Here is a 15,062-nt window from a genome sequence, read left to right as displayed (position 1 = left end):
CTGCGAGAAGAGACTGTACAGGAGGGTGAGCCCTTGGTCGAACTCACCCTCCGTACGCGATCCGTCACGGTGCGGCCGCGTCGATCGCCTTCACGATCCGCTTGTCGGAGACGGGGTACGCCGTGCCCAACGCGTGGGCGAAATAGCTGACCCGCAGCTCCTCGATCATCCAGCGGATCTCCAGCACCGAGGACGGCACCGGCCGGCCCTGGGGCAGCTGCTCCAGCAGCCAGGCGTACTCGTCCTGCATCTCGTGGACCTTCTCCATGCGGGTGGTGTCCCGCTGGACGTTGGTCGGCATCTGCTGCAGGCGCCGGTCCGCGGCCACCAGATAGCGCATCAGGTCCGGCAGCCGGCGCAGCCCCGCCTGCGTCACGAAGCCCGGCCGTACGAGCGCGTCCAGCTGCTTGCGTACGTCCGTGAGGTTTGCCAGCAGCGTGGGGCTGCCGACGGCCTTCAGGCGGCGCTCACAGGCCTGCCAGGCGGCCAGCACCTGCTGCACCTGGCCGACCGTGCGCACGGTCGTGTCGACGATCTCGGCCCGCACCTTGTCGTACAGCTTCCGGTACGACTCCTCGTCCCACGCCGGTCCGCCGAAGTCGCCGATCAGCTTGTCCGCCGCCGCCGTCGCGCAGTCGTCGAACAGGGCCTGGATGGAACCGTGCGGATTCGCCGACAGCGCGAGCTTCTGAGGGTTGGTCAGCTTCCCGGACGCGAACTTCGCGGGGTTGACCGGGATGTTGCGCAGGATCAGCCGGCGCGTGCCCTTCCACATCGCCTCCGCCTGCTCCGCCTCCGTGTCGAAGAGCCGCACGGAGACGGTGTCGCCGTCGTCGACCAGCGCCGGGTACGCCTTCACCGGCTGGCCGGCGCGACGGGTCTCGAAGACGGGGGTGAGCGTGCCGATCGTCCAGTCCGTCAGGCCCGAGCGCTCCAGGGACGCGCCGCCCTGCCGCTCGGCGGTGGCCGCGGCGGCCTGGGAGAGGGCCTTGCGGGCCTTCGGCTTCAGCCGGAGCCTCAGGGTCTCCAGGTCCTTGTCCTCGGCCAGCGTGCGGCGCCGCTCGTCGACGATCCGGAAGGTGATCTTCAGGTGGTCGGGGACCTTCGACCAGTCGAAGTCGTCCGCCTCGAAGGGGACGCCGACCATCCGCTTCAGCTCACGCGCCATGGCGGTGGTGAGCGGCTCCCGCAAGGGCACCGCCTGGTCCAGGAACCGCTTCGCGAAGTTCGGCGCCGGCACGTAGTTGCGGCGGATCGGCTTCGGGAGCGAGCGGATCAGCTCGGTGACGACCTCTTCCCTGAGGCCCGGGATCTGCCAGTCGAAGCCCTCGTCCGTGACCTGGTTGAGGACCTGGAGCGGGATGTGGACGGTCACGCCGTCCGCGTCCGCGCCCGGCTCGAACTGGTACGTGACCCGGAACTTCAGCGGTCCCTGCCGCCAGGAGTCCGGATAGTCGGCCTTGGTGACCGCCTCCGCGGACTCCCGGATGAGCATCTCCCGCTCGAAGTCCAGGAAGTCCGGCTGCTCCTGCCGCTTGCGCTTCCACCAGGAGTCGAAGTGGGCGCCGGAGACCACGTGTTCGGGCACCCGCTGGTCGTAGAAGTCGAACAGCGTCTCGTCGTCGACCACGATGTCCCGGCGCCGGGCCCGGTGCTCCAGCTCCTCGACCTCGCTGAGGAGTCTGCGGTTGTCGGCGAAGAACTTGTGGTGCGTCCGCCAGTCGCCCTCCACCAGGGCGTTGCGAAGGAAAAGTTCGCGGGAGACCTCGGGGTCGATCCGCCCGTAGTTCACCTTCCGCTGGGCGACGATCGGTACGCCGTACAGCGTGACCTTCTCGTACGCCATCACCGCGGCCTGGTCCTTCTCCCAGTGCGGCTCGCTGTACGTCCGCTTCAGCAGGTGCCCGGCGAGCGGCTCGACCCACTCCGGCTCGATCTTCGCGTTGACCCGGGCCCAGAGGCGGCTCGTCTCCACCAGCTCCGCCGACATCACGAACCGGGGCTGCTTCTTGAAGAGGGCCGAGCCGGGGAAGATCGCGAACTTGGCGTTGCGGGCGCCGAGGTACTCGTTCTTGTTGCCGTCCTTCACGTCCTTCATGCCGATGTGCGAGAGCAGCCCGGCGAGGAGCGAGGTGTGGATGCTGTCGGCGGGGGCGTCCTGCTCGTTGAGGTGGATGCCCATCTGCTTGGCGACGGTGCGGAGCTGGGTGTAGATGTCCTGCCATTCGCGGATGCGCAGGAAGTTCAGGTACTCCTGCTTGCACATCCGGCGGAAGGACGACGAGCCGCGCTCGCGCTGCTGCTCACGGACGTACCGCCACAGGTTGAGGTAGGCGAGGAAGTCGCTCGTCTCGTCCTTGAAGCGGGCGTGCTGCTGGTCCGCCTGGGCCTGCTTCTCGGCCGGGCGCTCGCGCGGGTCCTGGATGGACAGCGCGGCGGCTATCACCATCACCTCGCGGGCACAGCCGTTCTTGTCGGCCTCCAGGACCATCCGGGCCAGCCGCGGGTCGACGGGCAGCTGGGCCAGCTTCCGGCCGGTCTGCGTGAGCCGCTCGCGCGGGTCCTTCTGGACCGGGTCGAGCGCCCCCAGCTCCTGGAGGAGCTGCACGCCGTCGCGGATGTTGCGGTGGTCCGGCGGATCGATGAACGGGAACTTCTCGATGTCGCCGAGGCCGGCCGCGGTCATCTGCAGGATGACACTCGCCAGATTCGTCCGGAGGATCTCCGCGTCCGTGAACTCCGGCCGGGCGAGGAAGTCGTCCTCGCTGTACAGCCGGATGCAGATACCGTCGCTGGTCCGCCCGCAGCGGCCCTTTCGCTGGTTGGCGCTGGCCTGCGAGATCGGCTCGATGGGCAGCCGCTGCACCTTGGTGCGGTGGCTGTAGCGGCTGATCCGGGCGAAGCCGGGGTCGATGACGTACTTGATCCCGGGGACGGTCAGCGACGTCTCGGCCACGTTGGTCGCCAGAACGATCCGGCGGCCGGTGTGCGGCTGGAAGACGCGGTGCTGCTCGGCGTGCGAGAGCCGCGCGTAGAGGGGCAGAACCTCCGTGAACCGGTACTTCTTCTTCTCCAGCGCGTCCGCGGTGTCCCGGATCTCCCGCTCCCCGGAGAGGAAGACGAGGATGTCACCCGGGCCCTCGCCCTGGAGCTCCTCCACGGCGTCGCAGATCGCGGTGATCTGATCCCGGTCGGAGTCCTCCGAGTCCTCCTCCAGGAGCGGCCGGTACCGCACCTCCACGGGGTACGTCCGCCCGCTGACCTCGATGATCGGCGCGTCGCCGAAGTGCCGGGAGAACCGCTCGGGATCGATGGTGGCCGAGGTGATGACGACCTTGAGGTCGGGCCGGCGCGGCAGCAGCTGGGCGAGATAGCCCAGCAGGAAGTCGATGTTGAGGGACCGTTCGTGGGCCTCGTCGATGATGATCGTGTCGTAGGCGCGCAGCTCGCGGTCGGTCTGGATCTCGGCGAGCAGAATGCCGTCCGTCATCAGCTTCACGAAGGTCGCGTCCGGGTTCACCTGGTCGGTGAAGCGCACCTTCCAGCCGACGGCCTCCCCGAGCGGCGTGCTCAGCTCGTCCGCCACGCGCTCGGCGACGGTCCGGGCGGCGATCCTCCGCGGCTGGGTGTGCCCGATCATGCCGCGCACACCGCGGCCGAGTTCCAGACAGATCTTCGGGATCTGGGTCGTCTTACCGGATCCCGTCTCACCTGCGACGATGACGACCTGATGATCACGGATGGCGTCCGCGATCGTGTCCTTCTTCTGACTGACGGGGAGCTGCTCGGGATAGCTGACGGCAGGCACCCGTGCCCGCCGCGCGTCCATGCGCTCCGCGGCCAGCCCGACCTCCGTCTCGATCTCGGCGAGAACGGCGGCACGGGCCTCCGGCTTACGGATCTTGCGCGCACCTTCGAGCCTGCGTCCGAGCCGGTGCGCATCGCGCAGGGACAGCTCGGCCAGGCGGGGGGCGAGGGCGCCGAGGGCGGGGGCAGGGTGCGTAGACATACGCGATCCAGGATCTCATCCCGGGGAAAAACGTGGCGAACCCTTTTGGCTCCAGTGGTGGACGCCGGTTCGTGCGGGTGGGGCGGGGTGACTGCCAGGGGCAGCCTCGTGGACGCCGCTCCCGGCCGCTCGGGCCGTCGGGCCCAGTACCACCCAAACGTCGGACTGCCGTCAAGCTCGTGACAGCAGCTCGATCTTGATGGGTGCCGCCGAATCGAGGTCGATGGTGTCGCCCTCTTCCTCTGCGTACGGGTTGTGCGGGCGATCGACCGGCAACACGATCACCATGGTGTGAGGCCTCGGCAGCCACCCCACGTCGATCGGCGGGTCGTAGTGGCCGATGTCAACGATCCGTACGAGCGTTTCGGGGATGCCCACCAGGCAGGTTGCGCCGACTTCCAGGTGCTGTGGACCAGGGGTGGTGCGAAAGAGCCCGCTCCACTCGTCGGTGCGCTCAGCGCGCGGTATCGCCCTTTGGCCGTTCCACCGGTACGCCGACCCGGGATCGATCCGCGCCCATGGCCACTCGACTGTGACGTCGAACGGAGTCGCATGGACGACTCGTGTCTGTGCGGAGGCGCAGCTGACTCTCAGAACGTCGCCCACCTGGAACTGCCGGCCATCGATGTCCTCCGCCATGGCGTGTTCTCCCCTCCGCGATGACGGCCGCACGCCACAACGCGGTCGGTGGAGCGGACCGACGACGGGTGACTGCCGTCAGTACACCAACGCGAAACCCCCGCCGATGATCTCGACGGGGGTTTCTGCCCTGGTGGGCTGCGGTGGCTGGGGCCGGGGTCGAACCGGCGACCTTCCGCTTTTCAGGCGGACGCTCGTACCAACTGAGCTACCCAGCCGCGAGGTTTCACGTGAAACCTCAGCGGTCCTGACGGGATTTGAACCCGCGGCCTCCACCTTGACAGGGTGGCGAGCACTCCAAACTGCTCCACAGGACCAAGCGATGTGTACGACAGTGTCGCACACGGTGTTGCGTGCCCCCAACGGGATTCGAACCCGTGCTACCGCCTTGAAAGGGCGGCGTCCTAGGCCGCTAGACGATGAGGGCTATCGGCCCGCCTGGGCGCTTCTCAGCGCGTCGGGGACGTGAGAAGCATATGGGATGGCGGGAGGTATCGCCAAAACGGTTTACGGAGTGGCTCCGGACGGGATGGGGGACGGGGTCGAGGGGGTGGGGGTCGGGGACGGACTCGGGGACTGGTCGGCTCCTGGCTGGTTCTCCTTGGGCAGGTGGCGGCTGACCTCCGCCGTCGTCAGGCCCAGGCCGCCGAGTTTGATCGCGTCCCAGGCCTGGAGGCGGCGGGTGTCGCGGTCGAAGTAGAGGATCGACGCCTCGATGGGGTCGGGGTACTTGCCTTCGACGGCGCGCAGGCCGCTGCCGCCGGTGGAGCCCTCTGTGCGCAGCCGGGTGCCGTTCTCGAGGACCTCCATCTTCGCGTGGTGGATGTGGCCGGCCAGGACGAGGGGGACCTCGCCGTCGGTCCGGCGGGCGGCGGAGGGCTCGTGGGCGATGGCCACGTCGACGGGGGTGCCGGCGGTCCGCTGGGCGCGCAGGGCGGCCGCGAGGCGGTCGCCGGCCGCCTCCTGGAGGCCCTCGCCGCCCGGGACCTTGGAGCGGTCGGGGGTGAACTGGGGGTCGCCGATGCCGGCGAAGCGCAGGCCGCCGATCGTGACCGCGCGGCCGTCGTCGAGGACGTGGACGTTCTTGATCCCCTCCAGGTAGCGCTGGGTGACGGCCGAGTCGTGGTTGCCGCGGACCCAGACGTAGGGCGCGCCCAGGTCGGCGATGGGGTCGAGGAAACCGTTCTCCGCCGCCGAGCCGTGGTCCATGGTGTCGCCGGAGTCGACGATGACGTTGACCTTGTACTGCTCGACGAGCGAGGCGATGATCTTCCAGCTGGCGGGGTTGAGGTGGATGTCGGAGACGTGCAGGACGCGGACGGTGGTGGGGTCGGGCTGGTAGGCCGGGAGGGTGGAGGTGACGTCGTAGAGCTTGGTCACGTTGGTGACGAGGCGGGCGAGTTCCCGCTGGTAGATGTCGAACTCGGTGACGATGTTGCGGGCGTTGCCGACGAGGGAGGGCGCCGAGGAGAGCAGGCCCGAGAAGCGGGGTTCGAGGACCGACTTGGGGTTCCAGGTGGCGTACGCGGTGGCGCCGGAGGCCGCGAGCAGGGCCAGGGCCAGGCCGCCGGCGGCGAGGGCGCGGCGGGGGCGGCGGTAGACGGCGAGCCCGAGGGCGGTGGCGCCGGCGACGACGGCGACGCAGGAGCGGACGGCGAGGTCGAGGGTGCCGTGTTCGACGTCGCGGGCGACCTCGTCCTGGAGGCCGGAGAGGCGTTCGGGGTGGTCGACGAGGGCCTGGGAGCGGGCCGGGTCGAGCTGGTCGACGTTGACGTCCAGACGGACGGGGGCGACGTGGCTGTCGAGGTGGAGGGCGCCCAGGGGGGAGATGTTGATCTTGGTGCCGCCGGTGGCGGACGGGCGCAGGGTCATCGTCGTGTTCATGGGGCCCACGGGGGCGCGGACGTTTCCGACGATCAGCAGGCCGAGCCAGGCGCCGAGGAGGACGACCGCGGTGAGACCGAAGGCGCGGCCCCAGGGGCCGGGCTGGGCGGCGAGTTCGGGGGTGGTGGGGGCGGAGCGGCGGCGGGGGCGGCGTGTGGTGCGGAGCGGGTTTCGGTGCCTCAGGTGGTTCATGGGGTTCGGTGCGGTGGTGGGGACACGGGCTCGGACTCGGGCCATTGGTCCCGTATGCCCAAGTGCGCGCCCGGATATGCGAGCCGTTCGTGCCCCTCGTGCGGCGGTGTCGTGCCGGAGAATGGGCGTGTGCTGGAGATGACGCGCGAGGAGTTCGAGGAACTGGTCGCCGAGGCGCTGGACCGGATCCCGCCGGAGCTGACACGGCTGATGGACAACGTCGCCGTGTTCGTCGAGGACGAGCCGCCGGCGGACGATCCCGAGTTGCTCGGACTGTACGAGGGGACTCCGCTGACGGATCGCGGGGAGTGGTACGCGGGCGTGCTGCCGGACCGGATCACGATCTACCGGGGGCCGACGCTCAGGATGTGCGAGACGCGGGAGGAGGTCGTCGAGGAGACGGAAGTGACCGTGGTCCACGAGATCGCGCATCACTTCGGGATCGACGACGCCCGGCTGCACGCGCTGGGGTACGGCTGAGCCGTGGGCCGTGTCTTTCGGATCGTCCCGGGGCCGCGGGGCTCGGCACGCGCATCTGCCGGATCGGCCAGGCGCGCAGGCCCCGAGTCGGGCTGATCCGAAAGACGCGGCCCGGGCGTGCGGTGCGCGTGTCCTCATGCGGGCGGCGGGAGTTGGGGAGGTTGACTCCTGCGTCTGCCCCCGGAGGTGGCCCGTGCGCCCCTTGTACCTTCCCGTTCGCCTGGCCGCCACGGTCATGGCCGTCGCCGCGGCCGCCGGATGCATGAGCGTCGGGGACCAGGAGGGGGGCCGGGCCGGGCCGTCGCAGTCGGCGGGCCGGCCGGGGGGTGAGGCGCCGGACGGCGGGCCCGGCGGATCGGCCGGTGCGCACGGGTTCGACGCGGCGGGCCGCGACGACGAGCGCGGGCGCGGCAAGGACGGCAAGAAGGGCAAGAAGGGCGAGTCGGCGACGCCTTCGGCCTCGCCGTCGGCGGGCGCGAGCGAGTCGGCGGCGGGCGCGAGGCCGGGGAGGAGCGAGAAGCCGGACGGGCCGGGGCACGCCGAGCCGCCGAAGGACGAGCCCACGCCCACCCGTTCGGCCGATCCGCAGCCGCCGCCGTCGCCGGAGCCCCCGTCGTCGCCCTCCCCGGAGCCGACGGTCGCGGAGCCCTCGTCGTCGGCGCCCGAGGAGCCGTCGCCGCAACTGATGGAGCGGGAACCGGCGCCCGAGGCGGGGTCGCCGGCATAGGAGGCGGGGTCCTGGCCGATGTGACCTACGTCCCTGGGGGCTCGGTTTGCCTTCGGGGGTGGTGGGTGCGTATGGTGGTAGATCGTTTGATCCCATTTGCCCGGCGCCAACGCAGAGCGCGCCGTGTGGCGCGTACTCTCCCTTGCCGTGGCTGACCGCATTGAGGCGGTCGTATTGCGAATCACGGAGTTGACGGGCGCGTGCCGACGAGACTCCGGAAGGTTTCGCATACGCATGTCCATTTCCACCACTGATCACGTCGTCGTGCCCGAGAACGACGAGGCCGTCGAGGCCGTCGAGACCCTCGAGGCCGTCGCCGAGGAGGCCCCCCAGGCGACCTTCGCGGACCTGGGTCTGCCCGAGGGCGTCGTGCGCAAGCTCGCACAGAACGGCGTGACCACCCCCTTCCCGATCCAGGCGGCGACCATCCCGGACGCCCTGGTCGGCAAGGACATCCTCGGCCGCGGCCGCACCGGCTCCGGCAAGACCCTCTCCTTCGGTCTGCCGACCCTGGCCACGCTGGCCGGCGGCCGCACCGAGAAGAAGAAGCCGCGCGCGGTCATCCTCACGCCGACGCGTGAGCTGGCGATGCAGGTCGCCGACGCGCTCCAGCCGTACGGCGACGTCCTCGGCCTGAAGATGAAGGTCGTCTGCGGCGGTACGTCGATGGGCAACCAGATCTACGCCCTCGAGCGCGGCGTCGACATCCTCGTCGCCACGCCGGGCCGTCTGCGCGACATCATCAGCCGTGGGGCCTGCTCCCTGGAGAACGTGCAGATCTCCGTCCTCGACGAGGCCGACCAGATGTCGGACCTGGGCTTCCTGCCCGAGGTGACGGAACTGCTGGACCAGGTTCCGGCGGGCGGTCAGCGGATGCTGTTCTCCGCGACGATGGAGAACGAGATCAAGACCCTCGTCGACCGTTACCTCAACGACCCCGTCTCGCACGAGGTCGACGCGGCGCAGGGCGCGGTGACGACCATGTCGCACCACATCCTCATCGTGAAGCCCAAGGACAAGGCGCCGGTCACGGCCGCGATCGCCTCCCGCAAGGGCCGCACCATCATCTTCGTCCGCACCCAGCTGGGCGCCGACCGCGTCGCCGAGCAGCTGCGCGACGCCGGCGTGAAGGCGGACGCGCTGCACGGCGGCATGACCCAGGGCGCCCGCACCCGGACCCTGGCCGACTTCAAGGACGGCTACGTCAACGTCCTGGTCGCCACGGACGTCGCGGCGCGCGGCATCCACGTCGACGGCATCGACCTCGTCCTGAACGTCGACCCGGCCGGCGACCACAAGGACTACCTGCACCGGGCGGGCCGTACGGCGCGCGCCGGCCGCACGGGCACGGTCGTGTCCCTGTCGCTCCCGCACCAGCGGCGCCAGATCTTCCGCCTGATGGAGGACGCGGGCGTCGACGCCGGGCGCCACATCATCCAGGGCGGTGCGGCCTTCGACCCGGAGGTCGCCGAGATCACCGGTGCCCGGTCCATGACCGAGGTCCAGGCCGAGTCGGCGGGCAACGCCGCGCAGCAGGCCGAGCGCGAGGTCGCCCACCTCACCAAGCAGCTGGAGCGCGCGCAGCGCCGTGCGGCCGAGCTGCGCGAGGAGGCCGACCGGCTGGTCGCCCGGGTCGCGCGCGAGCGGGGCGAGGACCCCGAGGCGGCGGTGGCCGAGGCGCAGGCGGCGGCAGCGGCCGGGGAGACCGTCGAGGCTCCGGCCGCGACCGAGGTCTCCGTGCCGGAGCAGCCGGCCGCGCGGGACATCGACCGGGACGACCGGGGTGCGCGCGAGGAGCGTCCGGCGGCTTCGTCGTCGTACGAGCGGCGTGAGCGGCGGCCCTTCGAGCGGGACCGTGAGCGTTCCTTCGAGCGGCGGGACGACCGGGGCGGCTTCCGGGGGCGTGACGAGCGGGGCGACCGCGGTGACCGTGGTGGCTTCAACCGTGACCGCGACCGTGGGTTCAACCGGGACCGTGACGACCGTGGTGGCCGTGGCTTCGAGCGGCGCGACGACCGTCGTCCGGTCGACCGTGACCGCGACCGGGACCGTGGTGGGCGCGGCTTCGAGCGGCGCGACGAGCGGCGTGACGACCGTGGCGGCCGGAGCTTCGAGCGGCGCGACGACCGTCGTCCGGTCGACCGTGACCGTGACCGCGGCTTCAACCGCGACGACCGCGGCGGCCGTTCGTTCGAGCGCCGTGACGACCGGGGCGGCTTCCGCGGCCGTGACGAGCGCGGCGGCCACCGTGGCAGCGACCGTCCGTTCAACCGCGACCGCCGCGACGACCGCCCGGGCTTCCGCTCCGGCGGCCACGAGCGCCCCTACGGCCGCCGTGACGACCACCGCGGCGGCGACCACCGTGGCGGCGACCACCGTGGCGGCGGCTCCTTCGGGCGCCGCGAGGACAAGCCGCGCTGGAAGCGCAACGGCTGACCGCAACGGCTGGCCGCAGCGACTGACCGCAGTGGCCGAGCACAGCGACTGACCACAGCGACTGACCACCGCAGTGGCCGACCGCGACGGCACAGTGAGTGAACGCCGTGGCCCCCACCGACTCTCCGGTGGGGGCCACGGCGTTTTCTGTTGCCCGAGCTGTCCCACATCCTCTTCCCGGTCACGGTCACGGTCACGGTCATGGTCCCGGCGACGGTGACGGTGACGGTCCCGTTCACGGTGACGGTGACGGTCACGGTGGCGGTGGGTGGTGTCGCGGCGGTGGGGTGTGGGGTCGACCGACTTGGCCGGTCCGGGCTCGCGGAGCGGGGGGTGACCGCCGAAACGGCGGATCCGTGAGCTTTCTCCGTCTCCCGGCAGGGCCGTGTCCCCGATACCCGATCGGAGACACGGCCTCGTCCGGCTATGCTCGGGGTGGCAACATCGCCTGGGCCCTTAGCTCAATTGGCAGAGCAGTGGACTTTTAATCCATTGGTTGTGGGTTCGAGTCCCACAGGGCCTACCGCGTCGTCAGTGTCCGCAGGGATCTGACCAGCAGGTCTGTCGCCCTGGTCGCATTCGTGGCCAGGGCGACAACTGTGACCGGAGGCGTCCAGCGCGGCGAGCGTGCGGGAGCGGTCGAGGCTCCTCCCGCTCCCGTGTACGGAGGGAGCACCGGACCCGCCGGACCCTCATGGCCCGGTCTCCTCCCACCTGCTCCGCAGCGCCCGAGTCGGCTTCGGCCGGCTCGGGCGCTGTTTCGTTTTCGAGCACAGGAGGGGGCCCGGGCCCGACAGCCTGTCCGGCCGTTCCGTTGCCGCTCACCGGCAGCGCCGGCTGCACATTTCTGTGTTCGTTCGAACAGGGGCATGATAGAAAGGCTCCCATGGGTGTCGCCAACCGTCTGGATCTGACTCTCCGCCTCGTCCAAGGAGCCCAAGCAGCCGAAGGGGCCGAAGGCCGCGTTTCCGTGGCCGAGTTGGCCCAGCGGCTCGGGGTGTCCGAGATGACCGTGCGCAGGGATCTCGACGCGTTGGAGAAGCAGGGGCTGGTGCGGCGGGTGCACGGTGGGGCCGTCGCCGGTCGGGCGCGGGAGGAGGGGGGCGGGTTCGCGGCGCGGGAAGGGTGGCAGGCCGCCACCAAGGACCGGCTCGGCGCGGCCGTCGCCGGGCTCGTGGAGCCGGGCGCGCGGGTGCTGCTCGACGCCGGGACGACGACCGTGCATGTCGCCGAACACCTCGCCGCACGGGGGCCGTTGACCGTTGCCGTGCTCTCTCTTCAGGCGGCCGTGCGGCTGGCCGACCGGCCCGGGATCGAGTTGCTGGTCGTCGGCGGGCGGTCACGGCCGGGGGAGCGGTCCCTGGTGGGGCCGTTGGCCCTGCGCACCGTGGAGTCACTCTCCTTCGACCTGTTCGTGATGTCCATCGGCGGGGTGCACGCCGCGCACGGCTGGTCCGAGTTCTCCCTGGACGACGCGGCCGTCAAGCAGGCGGGCCTCGGCCAGGCCGGCCGTACGGTCGCCGTGGCCGACGCGACCAAGCTGGGCGTACGCGCGTTCAGTCGGGTCGCCCCGCTCGACGCCGTGCACACCTTCGTCACCGACGCCGCCGCGGCCGACCCCGCCACCCACCCCGGTGGCCCGCAGACCCTGGACGCCCTGCGTGAGGCGGGCGTCGAGACGCTGCTCGTCTGAACCGTCTCAGCCCTTCCCAGGAACCCGAGCCAAGGAGTGAGCCGTGCCCCGTCCACCGCTGATGATCCTCGTCGCCGGCCCGTACCGTTCGGGCACCGGCGACGACCCCGCCAGGCTCGCCGCGAACGTACGGGCCATGAACGAGGCCGCCCTCGCCCTCTTCCGCGCCGGACACCTGCCCGTCACCGGTGAGGCGCTCGCGCTGCCCCTGCTGGAGACGGCCGGCAGCACCGGGCCCGGCGACCCGCTCTTCGAGGAGCTGTTCCACCCGGTCGCCGAACGCCTCCTCGACCGCTGTGACGCGGTGCTGCGCATCGGCGGGCCCTCGCAGGGAGCCGACCGGATGGTGGCGCGGGCTCGTGCGCGGGGCAAGGACGTCCACACCGACCTCGCCGTCCTCACGGCCACACCCACCTCACCGGGAGCGGCGACCGTCACCGGCACAGCGGTCGGGGGCTGACGATGACGGAGAGCAGTGAACCGGGGCGACCGGGCATCGAACTCCCCGACCCCCGCGGCCGTACCGGACTCGACCGCCAAGGGCGCGACCTGACCGGGAACCCCCGGGTCCGCATCCGTGACGTCGAGGTCCTCGCCTGCGACTGGTCGGTCCTGCGCCGCACCACATTCGACTACCGGCACAACGACGGCCACTGGAGCCGCGAGCGGCGCGAGACGTACGACCGGGGCGACGGCGCGACGATCCTGCTCTACGACCCCGAGCGGCATACGGTCCTGCTGACCCGTCAGTTCCGGCTGCCGGCCTACGTCAACGGGCACCCCGACGGCATGCTCCTGGAGACCGCGGCCGGGCTGCTGGACGGCGACGACCCGCAGGAGGCGATCCGCCGTGAGGCCGAGGAGGAGACCGGCCGGACCGTGCACGAGGTCGAGCACGTCTTCGACGCCTACATGAGCCCCGGCTCGGTCACCGAGCGCCTGAGCTTCTTCGCCGCGCCCTACGACGGATCGGTGCCCGGCGCGGACACGGCCGGTGTGGCCGACGAGGGCGAGGACATCACCGTCGTGGAACTGCCCTTCGGCGAGGCGCTCGCTCACGTCCGCAGCGGTGCGATCGCCGACGCGAAGACGATCATGCTCCTCCAGTGGGCCGCGCTCGACGGCCCCTTCCGGCACGCGTGACCCTTCGGCGCGCGTACCCCTTCGGCACGCGTGACCCTTCGCCCCACATGGCCCTTAGGCACGCGTATCCCTTCGGCGCGCGTGACCGGAGAAAAGTGACGTGACGACAGATGTGGCCAGGGGTCGACGGCATGCGGGCGATGGAGCTCGGCATCGCGGACCGGATACGCGTCCGGCTGAACTCCCCCGTCCTGTCCGGGCGAAGGACGGCCACCACCGGGCTGCTCGCGGAGTACCCGGAGGAGACGGAGGGCCTGGAGTACGTCGGTGAGCGCCTCGCCCTCCTCGACGGAGACGGCCGTTCCGTCGCCACCGTCGAGATCACCGGCGCGGAGGGGACCACCTTCGCCGGCGTGACCCGGGAGCATGCGGCGGCCGAGGGGGAGGGTGACGCCGGCCTGGAGGAGTGGCGTGCGGGTCACCGCCGGTTCCGGAGCGCGCAGGCGCGCCGGTGCGGGACGACACGCCCGTGGTGTGCCCGGCGTTCCGGGTGGGTGGAGGAGAAGGCCTGAAGTGGAGGGGCGTCAGCCCACGCCGAGTTCCGTGAGGTCCGCCAGCGGCAGCGTGTGCTGCGTCTGGAGGACCTTCGCGCGCAGGTAGCGCACGTTGTGCGGGGTGGTGAAGACGCCCGTCGGCACCCGGTCGTGGACGTCGATGCCCAGGGTGCGGAGCTGGTCGGCCTTGTCCGGGTTGTTGGACAGCAGGTCCAGGGCGGTGACCTTCAGGGCGCTCAGCATCTGGGCGGCGGCCGTGTAGTCCCGGCCGTCCTCGGGCAGGCCGAGGGCGGCGTTCGCCTCGTAGGTGTCCAGGCCCTGGTCCTGGAGGGCGTACGCGTCGAGCTTGTTGTAGAGGCCGATGCCACGGCCCTCCTGGCGGAGGTAGAGCAGGACGCCGCCGCGGTCGGCTATGCGCTCGACCGCCTCGCGCAGCTGGGGACCGCAGTCGCAGCGGGCGGAGCCGAAGACGTCCCCGGTGAGGCACTCGGAGTGCAGCCGGACCAGCGGGCGGGGGCCGGGGTCGCCGAGGACGACGGCCACGTGTTCCTGGCCGTCGACCAGGCCGTGGAAGGTGACCAGTTCGGCGTCGACCGAGTAGCCGTCGTGGAAGCGCAGCGGTACCCGGACGCGGGCTCGCGGGGTGGCGGCGGGGGTCTGGAGCATGAGGATTCTCCCGGGTCCGGTGGACAGGGCGGTTCTGCTTCAGTTTTGAAGCATTCCGACGGTCGAGACACTACCTCATGCTTGAAATTTGAAGCAATGCTGTTGTGGCGCGACTCACGAGCAGGAGGGCGACGAACGTCTGCGCCACGGGACGTCCTCGGGCGCGCCCGCACCGTCGTCCCCCTGGAGCCCCTGGGCGATGTGCGTGCAGATCTCCTCGAGCTGCCCGACCTGCTCCGGGGTGAGCCGGTCGAAGAGGGAGGCGCGGACCGTCTCGACGTGGCCGGGCGCCGCCCGTTCCAGGACCGCCATGCCCTCGTCCGTCAGGACCGCGATGCTCCCGCGCTTGTCCCAGCGGCAGTTCTCGCGCCGCACCAGTCCGTCCTTCTCCAGGCGCGTCACCGCGTACGTCAGCCTGCTGCGGGTGATCTTCAGCTTCTCCGCCAGATCGGTCATGCGCAGGCGTCGCTCGGGGACCTCGGAGAGGTTGGCCAGGATGGAGTAGTACAGGTGGGGCATGCCGGCCTCATGCTGAAGCTGCCGGTCGATCGCGTCCTCCAGGAGCAGGGAGGCGGCGACGTACGCGCGCCAGGCGCGCTGCTCCTCGGGGGTGAGCCAGCGGATCGTCATACCCCCAGTGTAGGTTTGCTTCAAACTTGAACCAAGGGCTGCGGCCGGTCCGGCCCCGTACCCTCAGCC

General features: G+C 71.0%; 13 protein-coding genes and 4 tRNA genes. 9 read left to right on the top strand and 8 right to left on the bottom strand.

Annotated elements, in window-relative coordinates:
* Window positions 1–64 precede the first annotated feature (64 nt).
* The 6 genes from hrpA to ACF1A1_RS04480 all read right to left on the bottom strand — a co-directional run bounded on the left by hrpA (window position 65) and on the right by ACF1A1_RS04480 (window position 6,769).
* The gene (gene hrpA, locus ACF1A1_RS04505) at window positions 65–4,009 is read right to left on the bottom strand and encodes an ATP-dependent RNA helicase HrpA (RefSeq protein ID WP_391645383.1); all 3,945 of its coding nucleotides are present in this window, start codon (window positions 4,007–4,009) and stop codon (window positions 65–67) included.
* 171 nt (window positions 4,010–4,180) lie between these two features.
* Window positions 4,181–4,648, bottom strand: a complete 468-nt coding sequence (locus ACF1A1_RS04500) for a hypothetical protein (RefSeq protein ID WP_391645381.1) — start codon at window positions 4,646–4,648, stop codon at window positions 4,181–4,183.
* A gap of 144 nt (window positions 4,649–4,792) precedes the next feature.
* Window positions 4,793–4,866 (bottom strand) — tRNA-Phe (locus ACF1A1_RS04495).
* A gap of 24 nt (window positions 4,867–4,890) precedes the next feature.
* Window positions 4,891–4,965, bottom strand: a tRNA-Asp gene (locus ACF1A1_RS04490).
* 37 nt (window positions 4,966–5,002) lie between these two features.
* Window positions 5,003–5,075 (bottom strand) — tRNA-Glu (locus ACF1A1_RS04485).
* 80 nt (window positions 5,076–5,155) lie between these two features.
* Complete coding sequence (locus ACF1A1_RS04480; protein ID WP_391645379.1) at window positions 5,156–6,769, bottom strand: metallophosphoesterase; 1,614 nt, start codon at window positions 6,767–6,769, stop codon at window positions 5,156–5,158.
* 84 nt (window positions 6,770–6,853) lie between these two features.
* On the opposite strand from ACF1A1_RS04480, the gene ACF1A1_RS04475 reads away from it, so the two are divergent.
* The 9 genes from ACF1A1_RS04475 to ACF1A1_RS04435 all read left to right on the top strand — a co-directional run bounded on the left by ACF1A1_RS04475 (window position 6,854) and on the right by ACF1A1_RS04435 (window position 13,715).
* Entirely contained in the window at window positions 6,854–7,204 is a 351-nt protein-coding gene (locus ACF1A1_RS04475; protein WP_003999986.1) for a metallopeptidase family protein, read from the top strand.
* 193 nt (window positions 7,205–7,397) lie between these two features.
* Window positions 7,398–7,931, top strand: a complete 534-nt coding sequence (locus ACF1A1_RS04470) for a hypothetical protein (protein WP_391645377.1) — start codon at window positions 7,398–7,400, stop codon at window positions 7,929–7,931.
* A gap of 234 nt (window positions 7,932–8,165) precedes the next feature.
* Window positions 8,166–10,367 carry a DEAD/DEAH box helicase gene (locus ACF1A1_RS04465; protein WP_391645375.1) on the top strand — a complete coding sequence of 734 codons (2,202 nt, stop codon included), beginning with the start codon at window positions 8,166–8,168 and terminating at the stop codon, window positions 10,365–10,367.
* A gap of 150 nt (window positions 10,368–10,517) precedes the next feature.
* Window positions 10,518–10,727 carry a hypothetical protein gene (locus tag ACF1A1_RS04460; protein WP_391645373.1) on the top strand — a complete coding sequence of 70 codons (210 nt, stop codon included), beginning with the start codon at window positions 10,518–10,520 and terminating at the stop codon, window positions 10,725–10,727.
* Between the two features lie 90 nt (window positions 10,728–10,817).
* A tRNA-Lys gene (locus tag ACF1A1_RS04455) sits at window positions 10,818–10,890 on the top strand.
* A gap of 363 nt (window positions 10,891–11,253) precedes the next feature.
* Window positions 11,254–12,060, top strand: coding sequence for a DeoR/GlpR family DNA-binding transcription regulator (locus ACF1A1_RS04450; RefSeq protein ID WP_391645371.1), 807 nt, complete (start codon window positions 11,254–11,256; stop codon window positions 12,058–12,060).
* 61 nt (window positions 12,061–12,121) lie between these two features.
* Window positions 12,122–12,520, top strand: coding sequence for a DUF4406 domain-containing protein (locus tag ACF1A1_RS04445; RefSeq protein ID WP_391646364.1), 399 nt, complete (start codon window positions 12,122–12,124; stop codon window positions 12,518–12,520).
* A 2-nt stretch (window positions 12,521–12,522) separates the two neighbouring features.
* Complete coding sequence (locus ACF1A1_RS04440) at window positions 12,523–13,203, top strand: NUDIX domain-containing protein (protein WP_391645369.1); 681 nt, start codon at window positions 12,523–12,525, stop codon at window positions 13,201–13,203.
* Between the two features lie 131 nt (window positions 13,204–13,334).
* Window positions 13,335–13,715 carry an ASCH domain-containing protein gene (locus tag ACF1A1_RS04435; protein ID WP_391645367.1) on the top strand — a complete coding sequence of 127 codons (381 nt, stop codon included), beginning with the start codon at window positions 13,335–13,337 and terminating at the stop codon, window positions 13,713–13,715.
* A 12-nt stretch (window positions 13,716–13,727) separates the two neighbouring features.
* Here ACF1A1_RS04435 and ribA read toward each other — a convergent pair whose 3' ends face one another.
* Entirely contained in the window at window positions 13,728–14,363 is a 636-nt protein-coding gene (gene ribA / locus ACF1A1_RS04430) for a GTP cyclohydrolase II (protein ID WP_391645365.1), read from the bottom strand.
* A 114-nt stretch (window positions 14,364–14,477) separates the two neighbouring features.
* Window positions 14,478–14,993: a MarR family winged helix-turn-helix transcriptional regulator gene (locus ACF1A1_RS04425; RefSeq protein WP_391645363.1), complete on the bottom strand. Its 516-nt coding sequence runs from the start codon at window positions 14,991–14,993 to the stop codon at window positions 14,478–14,480.
* Window positions 14,994–15,062 lie beyond the last annotated feature (69 nt).

The sequence above is a fragment of the Streptomyces sp. NPDC014995 genome (assembly GCF_043080745.1).
Classification (GTDB): domain Bacteria; phylum Actinomycetota; class Actinomycetes; order Streptomycetales; family Streptomycetaceae; genus Streptomyces.
The sequence above is the reverse complement of the archived record's forward strand: the minus strand, read 5'-3'. Positions and strand labels throughout refer to the sequence as shown.